Origin of the sequence: Pseudocolwellia antarctica, assembly GCF_049933045.1 — a bacterium.
Taxonomy (GTDB): Bacteria; Pseudomonadota; Gammaproteobacteria; order Enterobacterales; family Alteromonadaceae; genus Pseudocolwellia.
Window position 1 is genome coordinate 227544 of sequence record NZ_CP187926.1, and the last position, 20180, is coordinate 247723.

18 protein-coding genes are annotated in these 20180 nt (G+C 34.8%); 7 read left to right on the plus strand and 11 right to left on the minus strand.

The features are described 5' to 3' along the window. Position 1 precedes the first annotated feature (1 nt). From ftsA to lpxC, 3 genes are all read left to right on the plus strand, one after another. Entirely contained in the window at positions 2 to 1246 is a 1245-nt protein-coding gene (ftsA, locus tag ACPUVN_RS01025) for a cell division protein FtsA (RefSeq protein WP_426369781.1), read from the plus strand. 132 nt (positions 1247 to 1378) lie between these two features. Further along, on the plus strand, positions 1379 to 2542 hold the full coding sequence (gene ftsZ, locus ACPUVN_RS01030) for a cell division protein FtsZ (RefSeq protein WP_426358426.1): 1164 nt from the start codon (positions 1379 to 1381) through the stop codon (positions 2540 to 2542). A gap of 137 nt (positions 2543 to 2679) precedes the next feature. Then, positions 2680 to 3597, plus strand: a complete 918-nt coding sequence (gene lpxC, locus ACPUVN_RS01035) for a UDP-3-O-acyl-N-acetylglucosamine deacetylase (RefSeq protein ID WP_426369782.1) — start codon at positions 2680 to 2682, stop codon at positions 3595 to 3597. A 104-nt stretch (positions 3598 to 3701) separates the two neighbouring features. On the opposite strand, the gene ACPUVN_RS01040 is transcribed toward lpxC, so the two are convergent. Further along, complete coding sequence (locus ACPUVN_RS01040; protein WP_426369783.1) at positions 3702 to 4190, minus strand: DUF721 domain-containing protein; 489 nt, start codon at positions 4188 to 4190, stop codon at positions 3702 to 3704. 81 nt (positions 4191 to 4271) lie between these two features. On the opposite strand from ACPUVN_RS01040, the gene ACPUVN_RS01045 reads away from it, so the two are divergent. From ACPUVN_RS01045 to mutT, 3 genes are all read left to right on the plus strand, one after another. Continuing rightward, a complete protein-coding gene (locus ACPUVN_RS01045) occupies positions 4272 to 5135 on the plus strand; it encodes a M23 family metallopeptidase (RefSeq protein ID WP_426369784.1) in 864 nt (287 codons plus the stop codon). Positions 5136 to 5232: 97 nt separating this feature from the next. Then, entirely contained in the window at positions 5233 to 7917 is a 2685-nt protein-coding gene (gene secA, locus ACPUVN_RS01050; RefSeq protein WP_426369785.1) for a preprotein translocase subunit SecA, read from the plus strand. Between the two features lie 117 nt (positions 7918 to 8034). Beyond that, positions 8035 to 8427 (plus strand): 8-oxo-dGTP diphosphatase MutT, encoded by a 393-nt coding sequence (gene mutT, locus ACPUVN_RS01055; protein WP_426358421.1) that lies wholly within the window; start codon positions 8035 to 8037, stop codon positions 8425 to 8427. 259 nt (positions 8428 to 8686) lie between these two features. On the opposite strand, the gene yacG is transcribed toward mutT, so the two are convergent. From yacG to ACPUVN_RS01105, 10 genes are all read right to left on the minus strand, one after another. After that, on the minus strand, positions 8687 to 8923 hold the full coding sequence (gene yacG / locus ACPUVN_RS01060) for a DNA gyrase inhibitor YacG (protein ID WP_426358420.1): 237 nt from the start codon (positions 8921 to 8923) through the stop codon (positions 8687 to 8689). A gap of 121 nt (positions 8924 to 9044) precedes the next feature. After that, on the minus strand, positions 9045 to 9791 hold the full coding sequence (gene zapD, locus ACPUVN_RS01065; protein WP_426369786.1) for a cell division protein ZapD: 747 nt from the start codon (positions 9789 to 9791) through the stop codon (positions 9045 to 9047). 279 nt (positions 9792 to 10070) lie between these two features. Beyond that, positions 10071 to 10670 (minus strand): dephospho-CoA kinase, encoded by a 600-nt coding sequence (coaE, locus tag ACPUVN_RS01070; RefSeq protein ID WP_426369787.1) that lies wholly within the window; start codon positions 10668 to 10670, stop codon positions 10071 to 10073. 65 nt (positions 10671 to 10735) lie between these two features. Continuing rightward, the gene (locus ACPUVN_RS01075) at positions 10736 to 11644 is read right to left on the minus strand and encodes a prepilin peptidase (RefSeq protein ID WP_426369788.1); all 909 of its coding nucleotides are present in this window, start codon (positions 11642 to 11644) and stop codon (positions 10736 to 10738) included. A 137-nt stretch (positions 11645 to 11781) separates the two neighbouring features. Continuing rightward, positions 11782 to 13032, minus strand: a complete 1251-nt coding sequence (locus ACPUVN_RS01080) for a type II secretion system F family protein (RefSeq protein WP_426369789.1) — start codon at positions 13030 to 13032, stop codon at positions 11782 to 11784. Between the two features lie 129 nt (positions 13033 to 13161). Then, entirely contained in the window at positions 13162 to 14868 is a 1707-nt protein-coding gene (gene pilB, locus ACPUVN_RS01085; protein WP_426369790.1) for a type IV-A pilus assembly ATPase PilB, read from the minus strand. A gap of 321 nt (positions 14869 to 15189) precedes the next feature. Next, a complete protein-coding gene (locus tag ACPUVN_RS01090; protein ID WP_426369791.1) occupies positions 15190 to 17034 on the minus strand; it encodes an LTA synthase family protein in 1845 nt (614 codons plus the stop codon). Between the two features lie 82 nt (positions 17035 to 17116). After that, positions 17117 to 17560, minus strand: coding sequence for a pilin (locus tag ACPUVN_RS01095; protein ID WP_426369792.1), 444 nt, complete (start codon positions 17558 to 17560; stop codon positions 17117 to 17119). Positions 17561 to 17923: 363 nt separating this feature from the next. Continuing rightward, on the minus strand, positions 17924 to 18856 hold the full coding sequence (nadC, locus tag ACPUVN_RS01100) for a carboxylating nicotinate-nucleotide diphosphorylase (RefSeq protein ID WP_426369793.1): 933 nt from the start codon (positions 18854 to 18856) through the stop codon (positions 17924 to 17926). After that, entirely contained in the window at positions 18857 to 19378 is a 522-nt protein-coding gene (locus ACPUVN_RS01105; protein ID WP_426369794.1) for a retropepsin-like aspartic protease family protein, read from the minus strand. It lies immediately after the preceding gene. 36 nt (positions 19379 to 19414) lie between these two features. Between ACPUVN_RS01105 and ampD the strand changes: the two genes are divergently transcribed. Further along, positions 19415 to 20128, plus strand: coding sequence for a 1,6-anhydro-N-acetylmuramyl-L-alanine amidase AmpD (gene ampD / locus ACPUVN_RS01110; RefSeq protein ID WP_426369795.1), 714 nt, complete (start codon positions 19415 to 19417; stop codon positions 20126 to 20128). The last annotated feature ends 52 nt before the right edge of the window (positions 20129 to 20180 follow it).

Sequence of the window (20180 nt, forward strand, 5' to 3'; positions counted from 1 at the left end):
GATGTCTAAAATAATTGATCGAAATTTAGTAGTAGGACTAGACATAGGTACTTCAAAAATATCTGTGGCTGTGGGTGAAATAACACCTGACAAAAAGTTAAGCATTATAGGTGTTGGTAATCAACCTGCTCGTGGTATGGACAAAGGTGGCGTTAACGATTTAAACCTTGTAATTCAATCTATTCAGCGTGCAGTTAATGAAGCTGAATTAATGGCTGACTGCAACATTACCTCCGTTTACTTGGGTATATCTGGTAAGCATATCAGCTGTCAGAATGAGCAAGGTATGGTACCAATCACTGATAACGAAGTGATTCAAGAAGATGTTGATAACGTAATTCATACAGCGCGTTCTGTACCTATTTCAGCAGAACGAAGAATGCTGCATGTATTGCCACAAGAATACAGTATTGATTGCCAAGACGGTATAAAAAGCCCTATTGGTATGTCTGGCGTAAGAATGGAAGCAAAAGTTCATATTGTGACCTGCGCCAACGACATGGCTAAAAACATAGTTAAGTGTGTTGAACGTTGTGATTTAAAAGCAGACCAACTTATTTTCTCTGCATTGGCATCAAGTTATTCAGTACTTACCGAAGATGAAAAAGAGCTAGGCATATGCGTAGTGGATATCGGTGCAGGCACTATCGATATAGCAATCTTTACTGGTGGTGCTTTACGTCATACAGCGGTAATTCCAGTAGCGGGTAATCAAGTAACAAGTGATATTGCAAAAATATTTAGAACACCATTAAGCCATGCTGAAGACATTAAAGTGCAATACGCTTGTGCTTTAAGACAAATGGTTAGCATGGAAGAGAATATTGAAGTACCTAGTGTGGGTGGTAGAGCTGCGCGTTCGATGTCAAGACATACATTGGCTGAAGTAGTAGAACCTAGGTATCAAGAGCTATTTGAACTGATTCAAGAAGAAGTTCGAGAAGCAGGATTAGAAGATCAAATTGCTGCTGGTTATGTATTAACGGGCGGAACTTCCAAAATGGAAGGTGTTGTTGAGTTTGCAGAAGAAGTGTTTCAAATGCCAGTAAGAGTGGCTACACCTCAAGACGTATCTGGCTTACATCAATATGTTAATGATCCAACTTATGCAACAGTTGTTGGCTTATTACATTATGGGATGAAAGCAAGCGAGCAACAAAGTAGTGAAATTAAAACAAGTGATGGTGTTAGATCTTTAAGTAAATTAGGAGCTCGACTTGTCGCTTGGTTTAAAGGTGAGTTTTAGAAAAACAGTGTGAAATGTAAATAAAGTGTAAGAAAATTGTAATAAAACAAAATTTAGCTTTATGTATTTAATAAATCTAAATAAAATATCGTTTTGGTGGAACAAAACATTATATAAATCGGAGAATAAAAAATGTTTGAATTAATGGAAGATCACAACTCAGAAGCGGTTATAAAAGTAATAGGTGTTGGTGGCGGTGGCGGCAACGCTGTTGAGCATATGGTATGCCAAACTATTGAAGGTGTAGAATTTATAACAGCAAACACAGATTCACAAGCACTTCGTAATTCATCGGCTAACGTAACTTTACAGTTAGGTGGCGATGTTACTAAAGGCTTAGGTGCTGGTGCGAATCCTGAAATAGGTCGTAGAAGTGCTGAAGAAGATAGAGAAACTATCAAAGAAACCTTAAAAGGTGCTGACATGATCTTTATCGCTGCTGGTATGGGCGGTGGTACAGGTACTGGTGCAGCTCCTGTTGTTGCAGAAATTGCTAAAGAAATGGGAATTTTAACCGTTGCTGTAGTAACTAAACCTTTCCCGTTTGAAGGTAAAAAGCGTATGAATTACGCAGATCAAGGTATCGAGTTTTTAACTAAAAATGTTGATTCATTGATTACTATTCCAAATGAAAAATTATTGAAAGTATTAGGTCCAGGGACAAGTTTACTTGACGCTTTTAAAGCAGCAAACAATGTTTTACTTGGCGCAGTTCAAGGTATTGCGGAACTTATTACACGTCCAGGACTCATAAACGTGGATTTCGCCGATGTTAGAACGGTAATGTCTGAAATGGGAACGGCAATGATGGGGTCTGGTACTGCATCAGGTCCAGATCGTGCTGAAGAAGCTGCAGAAGCTGCAATTTCAAGCCCGCTTTTAGAAGACGTAGATTTAGCTGGTGCTCGTGGTATTTTAGTTAACATCACAGCAGGCATGGATATCAGCATAGATGAGTTCGAAACAGTGGGTAACGCTGTTAAAGCATTTGCATCTGAAAATGCAACAGTTGTTGTTGGTGCGGTTATTGACCCTGAAATGACAGATGAACTTCGTGTAACTGTAGTTGCTACAGGTATTGGCGCAGAACGTAAGCCTGATATCACGCTTGTTAATCCTGCTCCACAAGTTGAACAACAAGTTGTTGGTGGTGATTATGTACCAAGCCCACAAATTGATTTGAACTCAGCGAGTGTTGCAATGCCAGAAAGCAATGCACAAATACAAAAGGTTGCTGCTACTGATTTAGATAACTATTTAGATATCCCTGCTTTCTTACGTAAACAAGCAGACTAAATAATTAACTGAATGCATTATAAAACAGCAGATTTTGATTATATCGAGTGATTTTGATATACTACGCGACCGCTAAATTTAGCGATTCGTTATCTTTTTATATTAAAAATTTACAAGCAAATGGTTAAAGGCTATTTATGATAAAACAACGTACTCTAAAAGACAGTGTTTCAGCTGTTGGTGTAGGGTTACACAAAGGCGAAAAGGTGCGGTTAACTCTCCGTCCTGCACCTGCTAATACGGGAATTATATTCCGTCGTGTAGATTTAAACCCTATTGTAGACATTAAAGCGTCGCCTGAAGCTGTGGGCGAAACAACTTTATGTACGTGTTTAGTCAATAAAGATAATGTGAAGATTTCCACCGTCGAACATATTCTTGCTGCCATTGCTTCACTTGGTATCGATAATCTGATTATTGATGTAGATTCAGCTGAAGTACCAATTATGGATGGGAGTGCGCTTCCATTCGTATATTTGATCCAATCAGTAGGTATCGAAACTTCAAAAGTAGCTAAACGTTTTATCCGAATTACTAAAACAATTCGTGTAGAAGAAGGCGATAAATGGGCAGAGTTAAAACCTTATGAAGGTTTTCGAGTTAATTTCTCGATAGATTTTGATCACCCTGTTATTGCCAATACATGCCAAACAATCAGCATGGAATTATCAAGCAGTGCTTTTATTAAAGAAATTAGTCGCGCAAGAACCTTTGGTTTTATGCAAGATATTGATTTCTTACGTTCACATGATCTTGCCCTTGGCGGTAGTTTAGAGAACGCAGTTGTACTTGATGAATTTCGTATGTTGAACAAAGGCGATCTTCGTTATGATGACGAATTTGTAAAACATAAAATACTAGACGCTATTGGTGACTTATACATGGGCGGTACCAGTATTTTAGGTGAGCTGAATGCATATAAATCAGGTCATGCCTTAAATAACATGTTACTAAGAGAAGTGTTCAAACAAACCGAGTCTTGGGAATGGGTTACTTTTGAAGATGACGAGAAAGCACCTATTGAATATCAAGAATTAAATACTTCTACTTTCTAAAAAAGTATTTTCTGATAAAACCAGCATTTAGCTGGTTTTTTTGTTTCTGATATTGTACTAGTTTCTAAATTAAATTTTTCTAAATTAAATTTTTCTAAATTATATTATTGATCACTGTTTGGTTTATTTGCATGTTGAGCCAGTTTTTCTAATTTTTCTTTAAGCCCTTTTGGTGCATTTTTAGCAATACTCCTTAACTCATTAGCTGTTTTCTCTGAGATATAAGAGGTTGGTGGAACAGACATAACATTTGCTTGAGCTGGCATTACACGTGCTTTATTTCGATAAGGCGATACTTTAATTTCGATTTGCGAATATTTACCTTGAGTAGCTTCAACAAGTTGCTGATTTATTTTCATGCGTTCGAATTGCAGTCTTTGACTCCAAACAGACGAATTTACTTCAATAACGACACTATTATTATTAAAGTTAGCAATATGCCATACCTCTTGTGGTAGATCAGGGCAGGTTTGTCGTACAATGTCATTTAGAATGTTTAAAGAGTTGGTTTTTTCAGTGATATATGCCAGAGTGCCTTTGTTTGAATTTATCAATAATGACATGTCTGAAGGACTTTTTGATTTTCGAGCCATGATAAAAAACCTAGAACAGAGATAACACGAATACTGATGAGTTTAACACTACTATACCGCGGAAAAAATGTAAGTTTTCTTATGAAGCTAAAAAAGCTCCATTGGATATCTTTACTTGTGGTTTTTTTCTTAATATCAGGTGGCATGATCCATTTATTAGTGTCGGGTAATGCAGTACCTGAAAAGCCGCTATATTCAATGGCAAGTGAATTACAACCACACTTCGATATCAATACTGAAAACGCTAATCCTCAGCAGTTAACCGCTTTAACAATGAAAATGGCTGAATTACAAAGCCAAATATTACGACTTAATGCGTTAGGTGAAAGACTAGCTGAAGCCTCTAATATCCCCAAAGATGAATTTAACTTTAAAGAATTACCAGCAAGTGGTGGTCCATCACTTGATCATGAAGATGTACCTGCTAAAACGATGAAAGAGCTATCAAAAGATAGCTTATCATTAGAAAATCGAATTATTTATGAAGAAAAACAGCTCAATATGCTTGAATCTTTGATGTTGGGTCACCATATCGAAGTTAACAGTTATTTATCTGGCAGGCCAATTACTAAAGGTTGGCTATCGTCTTATTTTGGAACAAGAAAAGATCCATTTAATGGGCGACCTGCTATGCATAAAGGTGTAGACTTTGCTGGCAAAGAAGACACTGGAATTATTGCTACGGCTTCAGGCGTGGTTAGTTGGGCTGAAGATCGCAGTGGATATGGCTATTTGATCGAGTTAGATCATGGCAATGGCATGAAAACACGTTATGGTCATAATAAAGTGCTATTAGTGTCAGTTGGAGACGTAGTAACTAAAGGTCAGATTATAGCTCGAATGGGAAGTACAGGTCGATCAACAGGACCACATGTTCATTACGAAATTTTACGTGATAACAAGCAAATAAATCCAATCAAGTATATTTACAGAAAAGCAAAGTAAAACTTATAAGTTCTACATATTATTGAGTATATAACTAACCTAGGTTAGTGATATAAATTTAAGGCGGAAGAGTTTCTTCCAGAAATGGTTTAACAAGATGTTTGTAAAGTTAATAACAAAGCTGTTTGGTAGTCGTAACGATCGATTATTAAAACAAATGAAAAAAGAAGTAGCTAAAATAAATGCACTAGAACCCGCAATTGAAGCATTAACCGATGACGAGTTAAAAAATAAAACAGCTGAGTTCAAAGAACGTCTTACCAAAGAAGATACCTTAGATAGCCTTCTACCAGAAGCCTTTGCTGTTGTGCGTGAAGCCAGTAAACGTGTATTTGGTATGCGCCATTTCGACGTGCAAATGATTGGTGGTATGGTTCTGAATCAAGGCAAAATTGCTGAGATGAGAACTGGTGAAGGTAAAACGTTAACAGCAACATTACCTGCTTACTTAAATGCGCTTACCGACAAAGGTGTGCACGTTATTACTGTAAACGACTACCTTGCGAGTCGTGATGCTGATTGGAGTCGCCCATTATTTGAATTTTTGGGAATGACGGTTGGATGTAATATTCCAGGGTTAATGCCTCATGAGAAACAAGCAGCCTACCAAGCAGATATTACTTACGGTACAAACAACGAATTCGGTTTCGATTACCTAAGAGATAACATGGCTTTCTCTCCAGAAGACCGTGCTCAAAAACCATTACACTTTGCTATTATCGATGAAGTCGATTCAATCTTAATTGATGAAGCGAGAACACCGCTAATTATTTCAGGTCAAGCTGAAGATAATGCTGATTTATATAAAGTAATTAATACTGTTGTTCCAACATTAGAACAACAAGCTGAAGAAGATAAAGAAAACGAAGAAAGTACGGGTGACTACACTGTTGATGAAAAAGCTAAGCAAATTTATCTAACAGAACGTGGTCAAATTCGTATTGAAGAAATTATGCAAGAGAAAGGCCTTATTCAAGAAGGTGACTCTTTATTCTCTGCAAGTAACATCACGTTATTACATCACGTTATGGCGGCACTTCGAGCACATAAACTCTTCCTAAAAGATGTAGATTATATTGTTAAAGAAGGCGAAATTGTTATTGTCGACGAACATACAGGTCGTACAATGGAAGGGCGTCGTTGGTCAGAGGGTTTACATCAAGCTGTAGAAGCTAAAGAAGGTGTAGATATTCAGAACGAAAACCAAACATTAGCTTCAATCACTTTCCAAAACTTTTTTAGATTATATGAAAAACTTTCAGGAATGACAGGTACAGCTGATACTGAAGCTTTCGAATTCAACCATATTTACGGTTTAGAAACTGTTGTTATTCCAACTAACCAACCTATGATCCGTGATGATCGTTCAGATTTAATCTACTTAACAGCAGATGAGAAATTTGAAGCGATTTTAGAAGATATTCAAGATTGTGTAGAGCGCGGACAACCTGTACTGGTTGGTACTATTAGTATCGAAACATCTGAATTCTTATCTAACTTCCTTAAGAAATCTAAGATTAAACATAAAGTACTTAATGCTAAATTCCATGAACAAGAAGCTGAAATTGTAGCTGATGCAGGTAAAGTTGGTGCGGTAACTATCGCAACTAACATGGCTGGTCGTGGTACTGATATTGTATTAGGTGGTAACTTAGGCGCTAATATTGCCAAGCTTAATAATCCATCGGAAGCTGAAATTGCTAAAGTTAAAGCTGAATGGCAAGAGCAACATGAAAAAGTTCTTGCTATTGGTGGTTTACATATCATAGCGACAGAGCGTCATGAGTCTCGTCGTATAGATAATCAACTACGTGGTCGTTCAGGTCGTCAAGGTGATTCAGGTTCAACACGTTTCTACCTATCGATGGAAGATGCTCTAATGCGTATTTTCGCATCAGAACGTATTGGTAATATGATGCGTAAACTAGGTATGGAACATGGCGAAGCTATCGAACATCCTTGGGTTACTAAAAGTATTGAAAATGCTCAACGTAAAGTTGAAGGCAGAAACTTCGATATGCGTAAGCAATTATTAGAATTTGATGATGTTGCTAACGATCAACGTAAAGTTATTTACGAACAACGTAATGAATTAATGGACGAGCCAGAAATAGCTGAAGTTATTACTGCTATTCGTGCCGATGTTGTTACAGGTTTAATCGACCAACATATTCCACCACAGTCTTTAGACGAAATGTGGGACATTGAAGGTCTTGAAGAACGCTTAAAAGGTGAACTTGCTTTAGATTTACCTATCGCTAAATGGTTAGAAGAAGATACTAAATTACACGAAGAAACCTTACGTGAAAAAATTTTAGAGTCTTCAAATAATGTTTATGCTGAAAAAGAAGCGTCTGTGGGTAGTGATGTTATCCGTCAATTTGAAAAAGCTGTTATGTTACAAAGCTTAGATTCACATTGGAAAGAGCATCTTGCGGCTATGGATCATCTTCGCCAAGGTATTCACTTACGTGGTTATGCACAAAAGAATCCTAAGCAAGAATACAAGCGTGAATCTTTTGAATTATTCTCTGAGCTTTTAGATAACTTAAAATATGATGTTATTGGTATTTTAAGTAAAGTGAAGATTCAAGCTGAATCAGATGTTGAAGCAGTAGAAGAGCAACATCGTAAAGCTGAAGAAACACCAAAAGCATTTACACATGAATCATCAGAGCAAGCTTTAGCTGCAGGTGAGGAAAATAGACGTGTTGGCAGAAATGAAGCATGTCCTTGTGGCTCAGGTAAAAAATACAAACAGTGTCATGGTAAATTAACTTAAGCTTATTGCTAAAGTTTACTGTTAGACAAATAAACCAATAGCGGTTTAAAAATGAAAGCCAGTCAATCGACTGGCTTTTTTATCGAGTTTTTTTAGCCTATTTAAAGAAGTATTATTATGAAGAAAGTTATTGAGGTTGCAGTAGGTGTTATAAAACGTGACGGTTTATATTTTATGACTAAACGTGCCGATCATGTTCATCAAGGTGGCAAGTGGGAATTTCCTGGCGGTAAAGTTGAAAAAGCAGAACTACCCGAGCAAGCACTAAAGCGTGAATTAAAAGAAGAAGTTAACTTAGATGTAATCGGTAGCAGCTCCTTAATCACTATAAATCATGATTATGGCGATAAACTAGTATCTCTAGTTGTATTTCTAGTTGAAGGCTTTAAAAATGAGCCTAAGGCCCTAGAAGGGCAAAAAGAAGGATGGTTTACCTTTGATGAACTTTTAACACTGGATTTGCCTGCAGCGAATAAAGATATTTTAGCTGCTTTGTCTAAATTGGATTAAAAATTAATTACAGCAATTAAGGTAATTTCACTTTAATTGGATGTGAATAGATATGCTTCTGTACAGTTAGCTTATAAATGTTTGTCGCATAAGTGTTTAGAGTAGAAAACGCTTAAATTATAAATTTTAGAGTGCTAATTTATTAGCAATCCATTATTTTTAACTCGAATGCTGATCACTGTCATATTTTCTTCTGATTACGATAATCAACAGATTTGTTTTTCAATGACCAGGATCTATATTGTTCAAGTCTTAATTATTATTCAGGCTCAACAAAGAACTTATTGTTTTGTAAAAACTCACCTTCTAACGCATCTAACATTTCTTCTGTGATTACTTGGTTCGGATCAATATTTTGCGCTATTTTATGGCCTTCATCAGCCCATTCACCTAAATCAATAAGCTGACAACGTTTACTACAAAAAGGTCTGTAAGTACTTTCAGGTTGCCAAACAACGCTAGTATTACAATTTGGGCATGGGACTTTCAAGGTCATGATAAAACTCTTTAAGATAAAATTACTTTGTACAGTATAAACGAGAGCATTATAAACTGAAATATTACAATTTAAGGATTATAAATTTAAATAGTTCAAATAACTTAAGCAAGTAAAAAGGTTAACACCTTGCTAATTCAAAGTCTGTTGGTTGGTTTAAATAACGTCTGCCCATTTCAGTACATGGTATAACAAAACGGATTGAATATCGGAATTTATTACCACTTACCGTTGGGTAGAAGTTAGCATTTTCAGGGGTTCTAATACGCAGTAATGATAAGCTTTCGCCGTTGTCTTGATAAAAACCATTATCGGTACTTATTTTTATAAACTCACCACGTAAGCGAATAAATTTAAGGCTTATAAATAAGCTGTTAGAAATAGAAGAAAATAAATTTATCCACGTCTTCATCTCAGTTTGTAAAATATTATTATTTTGGCTTAACCAAAAATGTAACTGAGGTAAATCAAAAGCACATGTACCACCTTGCATAGCAAACCTTTGCTTAAGACCTGTCAGAAACTTAATATCTCTATAGTCTAACCATTGCTGCTTGGTTTTCTTTAATTCACATAACAAATAAACCGTTTGTTTTAGGTTTTCTTCTAAAAGGGAAGTATCAATGTCAGGTGCTTGTGACCAAACCACAAGATGCTGTTCTAACTTTTCCAACTCTTTAATTAAATCGCCACGGATATCGTTTCTTTCAAGTGCATCTACAATTGAAAACAAGCTATTAAAAAATGTTATATGAGAGGAATGGATATCGCCAGACGAACTTATATCTAAACACTTAAATAATTGTTCAAGTTTTAAATAGTTACGAATACGTTCGTTTAATGGATGTTCAAATAGTACAGGCGACATAACAGTTATCTAGCTCCTTAGAATTGCCCTATCTTAGCGCCGCAAAGGTGAAATGGCTATTGTATTTCATAAAATCTTACACTTTATGGGGTTATTAGAGTCTATTGAGCTTTTGATTAAAAATATCGTTCGATTTTCAGGTGTTTGATTCTGAATGAGTTGTAAATGAGGTTAGGGCTTACATGATGGGAGCTATGTATTGTTTAAGGCGAGATACAAGATATAACCATGTCTCATTGTGTTTAAGCTTAATGTATTTCAAAGTGAAACAGGTATAACTTAGGTATAGCTTAGATACAAACGATTAAGGTCGTTAACTTTTTTAGCGATTAAACTTAAATCTGTAGTCGAGTTATCAATAATATCATCAGCTAACTTAAGCCTTTCAGTTCTCGATATCTGACTTGCGATTATGCTTTCAATAACCTTTGCATTACTGTTATCTCGTTTAACGGTTCTTTCTATTTGAATTGACTCGGCAACATCAATAACCAAAGTACGGTTTACGTATTGAGTTAAATTGTTTTCAAAAAGTAGTGGCGCGACTAAAATACAGTATTGCCCAGAACTGTTTGATATTTTTGATAGTATGGATTCTCGAATAAGTGGATGTAATAAATTATTAAGCCATTGCTTATCCACTTCTGAGCTAAATACTTTATGTCGTAGTTTAGTACGATCTAGATAGCCATCAACTTGTATAAAGTCATCACCAAAATGCTGTTTAATTTTGTCTAAAGCAAAAGATTCAGGTTCAACTACTTCACGCGCAATTATGTCAGCATCTATTAATTCAACACCTAAGGCGTTAAACATATTCGCTACTGTAGTTTTACCACTGCCTATCCCGCCTGTTAAACCGACAACAAGTTTCTTCATGATGTGATTTTTCCTAACTAACTGTTTAACAATCATTCAAGGTATTAAAGGCGAATATTTCCAGTTTATACAAGAGTGCTTAAATACCAACTCCAAATGTTGTTACCCCAAAGCATCGTTATCCAACCAGCAATTGCTAAATAGGGTCCAAAAGGAATAGCTTGTTCACGTTGATGATTTTTAAATACCATTAAACTAATACCAATAATAGCACCAACCGCCGATGCCATTAAAATAAGTATAGGTAATAGTTGCCAACCTATCCAAGCACCAAATAAGGCAACCAGTTTAAAGTCGCCAAATCCCATACCTTCTTTACCCGTTAATAACTTAAAGCCCCAAAAGATACTATATAAGCTCATGTAACCGACAGCAGCACCAATTACAGCATCTTGTAATGGCACTATTGTGCCATTGATGTTTACGAGTAAACCAAGCCATAGAAAGGGCAGGGTAATTTGATCAGGTAGCAGCATATGATCATAGTCAATCATAGTTAAGGTAATTAACGCATAGGTTAATAAAACAATGAAAATGGTTGTACTTGTTACGCCAAAATTAACGGCGATTACTGTACTTAATATCGCTGTAGCAAGTTCAATAAAGGGATAGCGTGCAGATATCTTGTTTTTACATTGACTACATTTACCACCTAAAAATACCCAGCTAACCACAGGGATATTTTCATAGAAGCGAATAAGATGACCACATTTAGGGCAAGTAGATGCAGGTTTAGAAAGCGTAATCTCAGGTTCAGCTTCTTGTTCGATTTTTTGGTTCGGCTTTTGTTTATTATCTGCTAATTCATCGGCTAAAAACTCACGACATTCTTTATACCAGCCTTGCTCCATCATTTTAGGTAAACGATAAATAACAACATTTAAAAAACTGCCAATTAATAAAGAAAATAAAGCAACAACACCATAAAAAATAGTTAAGTTTTGCTCAAAAGCAGTAATTAGGTCAGTAAACATCTAAAGCCTCAGGTTAAAAACCCTAAAAGAAAATTATTAGGGAGTATTTAAATTATTCTTGAAAATATTAAGCCATTCAAAAGAATGGCTTAATGAGGATATTATATCGTTATATTTCTATAAAGTTGAATACCAGCTTATACAACCATACCTATTTGGAAAATAGGTAAGTACATGGCAATAATTAGTCCACCAATAACAACACCTAAAACTGCCATGATCATAGGTTCTAGTAGTGCCGTTAAGTTATCTACGGCATCATCAACTTCCCTTTCATATACTGTTGCAACTTTAGATAACATATCATCTACAGCACCAGACTCTTCACCAATAGCTACCATTTGAATAACTAAATCAGGGAAAATACTTGAATTTCGCATGGCTAAGTTCATTTGCATACCTGAAGTTACCTCAGAACGTATATCTAATATCGCATCTCTAAATACTGCATTACCTGAAGCGCCTGCCGCTGATTGCAATGCATCAGGTAAGGGAACACCAGCGGCAAAAGTGGTAGATAATGTACGAGCAAAACGTGCTACAGCAGCTTTTTTCAGTAAGTCGCCAATAACAGGTAATTTAAGAATATTCTTATCAACATTATCCCTTAATTTTGCGCTGTTTCTATGAGCTCGTCTAAATAAATATCCTGCTAGGAATATTCCAGCTAGCCCCATATACCAATAAGCTTGCATGAATTCGGATATACCAACCACAAATAATGTAAATGCTGGTAGTTCAGCACCAAAACTTGCAAATATTTCTTGGAATACAGGTACTACGAATATTAATAATATTGAAGTAACAATTAATGCAATAACCAAAACTGCAATAGGATAAGTCATGGCTTTTTTAATTTTAGACTTTAGTATTTCAGCTTTTTCTTTATAAGTAGCTATTCGATCATAAATTGTTTCGAGGGCACCTGACTGCTCGCCAGAATTAACTAAGTCGCAATAAAGATCATCAAATTGTATAGGGTGCTCACGTAAACAGTCTGATAAAGGTATACCCGACTGTAACTTGTTACCAATGTCACCTAATAGCCTTTGCATTTTAGGGTTACTGTGGCCAGACCCTATCATCTCAATAGTTTGTACTAAAGGCACTCCAGCACCCAACATAGTTGCAATTTGACGAGTAATCGCCGCAATATCACCTTGGGTAATAGCTTTTTCACCATTCATGCCAAATAAAGGTTTTGCTTTTTTCTTTACTTTACCTGGTGTTATACCTTGTTTACGCAGTTGTGCTTTTAACGCCATCAAACTAGGAGCCGGTAATTCACCCGATATTTTTTTCCCTTTACGATTAACGCCTTGCCAAATAAACACATCTAACGCTTTAACTTTAGCCATTTTAGCTGATTTAGTGTTTGATACTGCCATGTAAATTACTCATCTTGTTTAGGTATTATTATATTTAAGTATTATTTTTTTAAGTATTGTTTATTAGGTGCCATTGCTCTGTATTATTAAGTATTAGATGCAAATAATATATAAGTGTAGAGCTAATATTTAAGAACTTGTTACCCGATTAATCTCTTCCAAACTAGTAATGCCGTTCATGGCTTTTATTAAGCCAGATTGACGTAAGTTATTAAAGCCTTCTTCTTGACATTGTGCTGCAACATCTAAAGAATTACCTCCTTCCATTATGATTGTTGCTATTTTTGGGGTGATCTTGATAACTTCATAAATACCGACGCGTCCTTTATAGCCACCGGTACAATGCTCGCAACCTACTGCTTTAAATATTTTAACTTTAGGTATTTGTTCTGCTGTAAAACCTTGATTGGCTAGCTCATGTTCAGGAATATGCTCTTCTTCTTTACATTGCATACACAATCTACGCGCTAAACGTTGAGCTATAATAATACTAACTGAACTGGCAACGTTATAAGCAGGTACACCCATATTTAATAAACGGCTTAAAGTCTCTGCAGCTGAATTTGTATGTAATGTTGATAATACTAAATGACCTGTTTGTGCCGCTTTAATTGATATTTCGGCGGTTTCTAAATCACGTATTTCACCAACCATTACGATATCGGGATCTTGACGTAAGAATGAACGTAAAGCATTCGGGAAGGTTAAGCCTGCTCGAACATTTATTTGAACTTGGTTAATACCTTCTAAATTAATCTCAACAGGATCTTCTGCCGTAGAAATATTACGTTCAGGCGTATTTAATATATTTAAACCGGTATATAAAGAAACCGTTTTACCTGAGCCTGTAGGACCAGTTACTAATATCATACCTTGTGGTTGATCGAGTGCTTCGGTATATATTTTCTTTTGTTCTTCTTCGTAGCCTAGCATTTCAATGCCTAACATAGCACTTGAAGAGTCGAGAATACGCATAACTATTTTCTCGCCCCACATAGTCGGTAAACTACTGACACGAAAATCTATCGATTTCTTTTTAGATAAAGCAAGTTTAATACGACCATCTTGAGGCACTCGACGTTCAGCAATATCGAGTTTCGACATAACTTTTAAACGAGCTGCCATGCGTGATGCTAAATTTACAGGAGGACGCGCAACTTCTGTTAATATTCCATCAACCCGAAATCGTATTCGGTAAGATTTTTCATAAGGTTCAAAATGTAAATCAGAGGCACCTTTTTTAATGGCATCTAATAATATTTTATTAATGTAAACAACAATAGGCGCGTCTTCTTTATCGTTACCTACATGTCCACCATCATCTTGTGGTTCATCTTGTACATCAATTCCAGCTAGTTCATCAGCGTCAATATCAGATATATCTAAACCATCATTCTCCTCATCGAGAACTTTCTCAATATATTTATTTAAATTGGTTTCATCTGTTAATACGAGTTCAGTACTATAGCCAGTATTGAATTGAATTTCTTCAAGTGCCTCAAGATTGGTAGGGTCTGATAAAGCAATAAATAACACTTTACCGCGTAAAAACAAAGGTAAAGCATGGTGTTTTCTAATCAATGATTCATTGCGAACACCATCAGGTACTAAGCTCGTATCAAAGGTTGATAAGTCAATTAACGGGTAACCAAAAGTTCGAGATAAAGTATTAGCAATACTATTTGCATTGTATTCTTTATCTTCCACAAGAAAACGTATAAAAGGCTTTCTTTGTTTTTGAAAATCAGAATTAATACTTTCTACCAAGCTGGCTGGCACAATATCATATTTCGATAATGCAGAAAGTAAACTGGATTGTTTATGATTACCTTTCATATACCTTTGTGTACTTTAATGAACATATAACTTGAGTGTACTTATTTTTTATGAAAAAACAAAGGTTAGCAGACATTTATATAGGTTAATTTAGTAAGAGTATTTGAAATACTCTTACTACAGTATTAATTTATAAAACTTAATTAACCTATCGACAGCTCTAGAATGAATAAAGGAGGTAATAAGTTTTTCCACTATTGACTTGGATAGCCTGCCTCAACAGCTAATTCGAGATAGTTAATAAACGCTTTACTTTGTTGATAAACCTTTAAATCTTCTTTGTTTATTGAATTACAGTACATATTAGAAAATTTAGAGCAATTATTTTTTTTTTTCATTGCATATACTTTTATAAGGTAAACATTGCATCTTATTATATTGGAAACCTATGTAAGCAGTATTCATTTGAAATAAAGGTCTTGGTACTGAGGTCGCATTATCTCCTAAAAATGGTCTTCCTATAAATGCTACTGGTTTGTGTATTTGAAGGAATGATAATATTGTTGGAGCAATGTCTAAATGGCTTAATGGTGTTGTTATTATTTTATTATTACGTTCAGGAGTTACTATTAGTAAAGGTACTCTATATAATATTTCGTGTTTTTTTGCTTCATTGACTAATCCTTCAGGGTAGAAAGGAACACCGTGATCTGCTGTTATGATAACTGTTGTATTTTTAGCTAGAGGTGAATTTTCAAATTTCCTCCAAAACTCACCTAAAGCGTTGTCTGTATAATAAATTCCTTTTTGATAGTTATCATATACAACATCAGATTTTTTATTAATGTTATTAGGAAAATTAATATGTGAATATTTCCAATTAAATGGTTGATGGTTAGTTAATGTTAATATTTGTGAAAAAAAAGGGGTGTTTGAATTTTTGTTGTGTGCAACCATATCATCAAATAGTTTTTGGAAGACAATGGGGTCAGGCACACCCCACCCAATATCTAACTTGTCATCATAACCGTTATCTAAAAAGGACTCCTTAGATATCAGATGCTGAAACCCTAGGCTGGGGTGGAATACCTGCCGATTAAAAAATTCTTTTGTGTAACCATGGTACCAATAAGTTTCATATCCTTCTTCTGATAGTAGTTTAGGGAGACATCTTCCGTTAAAGCCTCCTTTTTTTACAGAATAAGGTGATTTACTCGCAAAATCGAGCGATGAACATAGTATTGCCTGCTCAGCTTGCACTGTTGTCCTACTGTTACTATAAAAATTAGAAGCAATAATCGCCTTTAATGATATTTCATCTAGATTAGGTGTTAAGCTATATTTGTTATTAAATAATCCTGTTTCATAAGCACGAAAGCTTTCTAGAACAATAAGTATAATATTTCTCTTTTCTTTTTTACTTTGTCTGATTTCTTTTGGAGAGAAAAGTAAAGGTTCTAAAATGTTCTTTTGATGATGATAACCAGTGTAAGGAGTGAGCAATTTATTAAAATTATCGAAATGATATTCTTTAGGTAGCTTTACGTTAGTTTGGTTTTTTAACGAACTAACCAAAACTTTTAGTTTAGCTATTTTATTATAGCTTTCTTTATTCATAAAGCGCACAAAGATTGGTAATGAACGTATAAAATACATGGTAGGGGTTTCTATATTAAAATTGTATGTTATATCTTCACTTGAGTGTATGTTTGTTATTTGCTCAATCACATAATATTGGTTGTGCGCTTGGAAAGTAAAAACAGCAGCTGCAAAATAAATTAAAGGTGCTCGCCACTTTTGCCTTAGAGATAATTGTTGAGTAATGTTTATGTTTTTTATGAAGATCTTCCTGCCTATGAGTAATAGACATATAGATAACATTAATAATGTTATTAAAGTTGTATGATCAACATATTTTATTGCGCCCAATAAATCATTAAACATAAAAAGCTGTTCATAACCAATGTAACCACCAAAATATTGATAAAATTGAATACTTATAATTGTAAATGATAATGATGTGATTATGCCTAATAAAAATAGTGTGCTCCATTGATTAAATATATTAAATGATAAGTACAAGAGCGAAATAGTAAATAGTGTGAAAGTTAAAGAGTCTAATCTAGAGAATTCTGTACGTTGTTGTATAAGTAGCTCTTCTAAAAGCCAGGTACTAATTGAAACAATGAAAATTAAAATAAATAGTGATAAACGACCTGACCACATAACTAGTTCCGTTTGTTACTTAAAATAAAAAAACTCCTTAATAGGAGTTTTTTATTTTTAAATTACTTAAATTAAATAATTATTAACAGAAACCTCTAGAATCACAACCACCAGATTGAACCCAAAGAACTTGTCCATTACTCATACCTGGTGTGATGATATATGTATCGGCAACTTCTATACCATTTATTGCTAATGGAGTGACTGTAATTACACCACTACCAACAACAGTTACTGTATTTACACTTGCTGCACCAGTAGCACCACCAGCTAAAGCCGCAATTTCATTATTGTTGGTTGTATTACATGTAGTTAAATCTGAAGTTATTTGAGCACAAACTTCTACTGCTGATTTTACACCTGTTGCAGCGGTACTAACTTCTGTATATGCTGCTTTAGCTGTATACGTCTGGTAAGCAGGCAATGCAACCGCTGCTAAAATACCGATAATCGCAACAACGATCATCAATTCAATAAGAGTAAAACCTTTTTGTGCGCTTTTATTTATTTTATTTAAAGTTTTCATAATTAAATTTTCCATTAATTTTAATACGAGGGTTGTAGCTATACTGCGACACTTTTTTTGATATGTAAAACATTCTTGTACATTTTTTTACATTTTTTTTGATAATTAGCATAATATTTACATTTTATTAAAAATATCACTCTATTTTAACAACTTATCTCTTTAACTTAAGCGCTTGTTTTTAGGATTGTATACAAAAAAACGACCGTATCGTGCGTTAAATGTACGAAGAAAGTGTTTTATAGTTGTTTTTATAAAGGTGTATTCGAATGAAAAATAGAATGTTTAATACAAGTATCATTCATCCAATATCACCTTTTATTTATTGTGTATTTACGATTTATTTTTACTTTTAGATTCTTTCTAGGAAAAGCGCATTGATAGATCTATGGCATTAACTTGCTTAGTTAGTGCGCCAACTGAAATGAAGTCGATACCTGATTTTGCGTAATCAGTAAGTGTAGATAAGGTCATATTGCCTGATACTTCTAATTGCGTTCTTTTAGATGAAGTTTCAGCTGAGGTATTTCTCAGAATAACGGCTTGTTCAATCATCGCATGGCTGAAATTGTCTAACATGATGATGTCAGCACTTGCACTTAATGCTTGGTTTAACTCGTTAATAGATTCTACTTCTACTTCAACTTTTTTATCTGGATGATTAAGTTGTGCGCGAGTAATGGCTTGCGTAATTCCGCCACAAGCAGCTACGTGGTTTTCTTTTATTAAGAAAGCGTCGAATAAACCTATTCTGTGGTTGTAGCCACCACCGCAAGTTACTGCATATTTTTGTGCATTACGTAATCCTGGGATTGTTTTACGGGTATCAAGTAGCTTGGTTGTTGTACTGGCTAACGCTTTTACATATTCGTTGGTAGTAGTGGCTGTGCCTGAAAGTGTTTGAACAAAGTTTAATGCGGTACGTTCACCTGTTAATAATGTGCGAGCATAACCAGACAATTCAAATAAAGTGTTGTTAGCACTTACGTGATCTCCGTCTTTTACAAACCACTTGATGCTTGTAGGAATAAAGGTTTCATTAGGGTTTTCTTGTTTTAGCTTTTTAGCAACAAGTTCATCAAGCTGTTTAAACACTTCATTAACCCAAGCAACACCACAAAATATACATTCTTCGCGAGTTATTACTGTAGCTTGAGCTGTTTCCATTTCAGGAATGAGTTCAGCGGTAATATCGGTGCCATTATTTAAGTCTTCTTTAAGTGCAAAAGTAATGGTGTTGATAATATCTTCTTTTAATTGTGTTGTGATTTGGGCTGTAACTTGAGGTGTTTGCATTTAGTTTTGTTCTCGTAATTTTAATGTATTGCCGCTTTGATGAAGTTCTAGCTGCTTTAATGCGCTCATACCTAATAGTATTTCGTCGCTTTTAAATGAAGGGTTAATATTAGCTTCTACATTATATAGAGTGATATCACCGATCTTTAGTTCGTTAATAACAGAACGATATACATAGGTATTACCGTTGGCTGTAGATACTTGATATTTATTATAACGTGGTAGATTTAAATTTTCTGCTATATGTTCAGGTATCGAAACATCCGTTGCGCCAGTATCTAATAAAAAGATAACCGATTGTTGGTTAATTTTACCTGTAGTAACGTAATGGCCTTGTTTGTTTCTTTTGAGATGAACTTCATTCAAACCATTGTCTGATAAATAGCTGGTAGGTGAACTGTTAGGGTTTTGTTGAGTATCTAATAATCCTTGAAAAAAGAAAACCAGCATACCTATAGCTATTATCCATGCAACCCAAACAAAATACTTTCCTATTTTGTTTGTTGTATCTTCTTCAGTCATAATAGCCCGTATTGTTTAAATATAGATTGATATTGTATGACTAATTCTTCGGTTAGCCAATTAAATGCAGATGCTTTGAATAAAAAAAATCAAAAAGGAACAGATAATAAGTTTGAAATTGTTGACGGTTGGTTTTGTGGTTTAACTCATAAATCAAAATCAAAATCAAAATCAAAATCTAAAACAAGTGCATCTAACTTTGAGGAAAACAAATTAGATCCTCAAGCTAATTTTATGACGCGATGCCCATCTCCACATTTCAGTCCTAAAGAAGACGGTGCTGATGTGACTTTATTAGTTGTGCATAATATCTCTTTACCCCCCAATAAGTTTGGTGGTGATTACATAACCGACTTTTTTCTGGGTAACTTAGATAAAGATGTGCACCCATATTTTGAAACTATTCATGAGATGAAGGTGTCTGCCCATTGTCTTATTAAAAGAGATGGTAGTTTAGTGCAGTATGTATCATTTTTAGATAAAGCTTGGCATGCTGGAGTATCTAAGTATAAAGGTAGAGATAAATGTAATGACTTTTCTATTGGAATTGAACTAGAAGGGGCAGATGATATTCTTTATACTGAGCAACAATATCAAACATTAGCAGTAGCATGTTTTTCAATTCAACAAGAATACCCACAGATTAAAAATAATATTGCAGGGCATAACCAAATAGCACCCGGCAGAAAAACTGATCCTGGTGAGGCATTTGACTGGGAATACTTTTATACTTGTTTACAGCAAGTGTAAAAATCGTAAATCAACATGCTGGTATATATATGTTGCTGTGCATATATAGTTA

Excerpts from the sequence above, each read along its gene's own strand:
- ACPUVN_RS01105 (WP_426369794.1), bottom strand. The coding sequence starts at position 19,378 with ATGACTGAAGAAGATACAACAAACAAAATAGGAAAGTATTTTGTTTGG.
- mutT (WP_426358421.1), top strand. The coding sequence starts at position 8,035 with ATGAAGAAAGTTATTGAGGTTGCAGTAGGTGTTATAAAACGTGACGGT.
- ftsZ (WP_426358426.1), top strand. The coding sequence starts at position 1,379 with ATGTTTGAATTAATGGAAGATCACAACTCAGAAGCGGTTATAAAAGTA.
- lpxC (WP_426369782.1), top strand. The coding sequence starts at position 2,680 with ATGATAAAACAACGTACTCTAAAAGACAGTGTTTCAGCTGTTGGTGTA.
- ACPUVN_RS01045 (WP_426369784.1), top strand. The coding sequence starts at position 4,272 with ATGAAGCTAAAAAAGCTCCATTGGATATCTTTACTTGTGGTTTTTTTC.
- ACPUVN_RS01075 (WP_426369788.1), bottom strand. The coding sequence starts at position 11,644 with ATGTTTACTGACCTAATTACTGCTTTTGAGCAAAACTTAACTATTTTT.
- ACPUVN_RS01090 (WP_426369791.1), bottom strand. The coding sequence starts at position 17,034 with ATGTGGTCAGGTCGTTTATCACTATTTATTTTAATTTTCATTGTTTCA.
- yacG (WP_426358420.1), bottom strand. The coding sequence starts at position 8,923 with ATGACCTTGAAAGTCCCATGCCCAAATTGTAATACTAGCGTTGTTTGG.
- nadC (WP_426369793.1), bottom strand. The coding sequence starts at position 18,856 with ATGCAAACACCTCAAGTTACAGCCCAAATCACAACACAATTAAAAGAA.
- ACPUVN_RS01080 (WP_426369789.1), bottom strand. The coding sequence starts at position 13,032 with ATGGCAGTATCAAACACTAAATCAGCTAAAATGGCTAAAGTTAAAGCG.
- ampD (WP_426369795.1), top strand. The coding sequence starts at position 19,415 with ATGACTAATTCTTCGGTTAGCCAATTAAATGCAGATGCTTTGAATAAA.
- ftsA (WP_426369781.1), top strand. The coding sequence starts at position 2 with ATGTCTAAAATAATTGATCGAAATTTAGTAGTAGGACTAGACATAGGT.
- ACPUVN_RS01095 (WP_426369792.1), bottom strand. The coding sequence starts at position 17,560 with ATGAAAACTTTAAATAAAATAAATAAAAGCGCACAAAAAGGTTTTACT.
- coaE (WP_426369787.1), bottom strand. The coding sequence starts at position 10,670 with ATGAAGAAACTTGTTGTCGGTTTAACAGGCGGGATAGGCAGTGGTAAA.
- pilB (WP_426369790.1), bottom strand. The coding sequence starts at position 14,868 with ATGAAAGGTAATCATAAACAATCCAGTTTACTTTCTGCATTATCGAAA.
- ACPUVN_RS01040 (WP_426369783.1), bottom strand. The coding sequence starts at position 4,190 with ATGGCTCGAAAATCAAAAAGTCCTTCAGACATGTCATTATTGATAAAT.
- secA (WP_426369785.1), top strand. The coding sequence starts at position 5,233 with ATGTTTGTAAAGTTAATAACAAAGCTGTTTGGTAGTCGTAACGATCGA.
- zapD (WP_426369786.1), bottom strand. The coding sequence starts at position 9,791 with ATGTCGCCTGTACTATTTGAACATCCATTAAACGAACGTATTCGTAAC.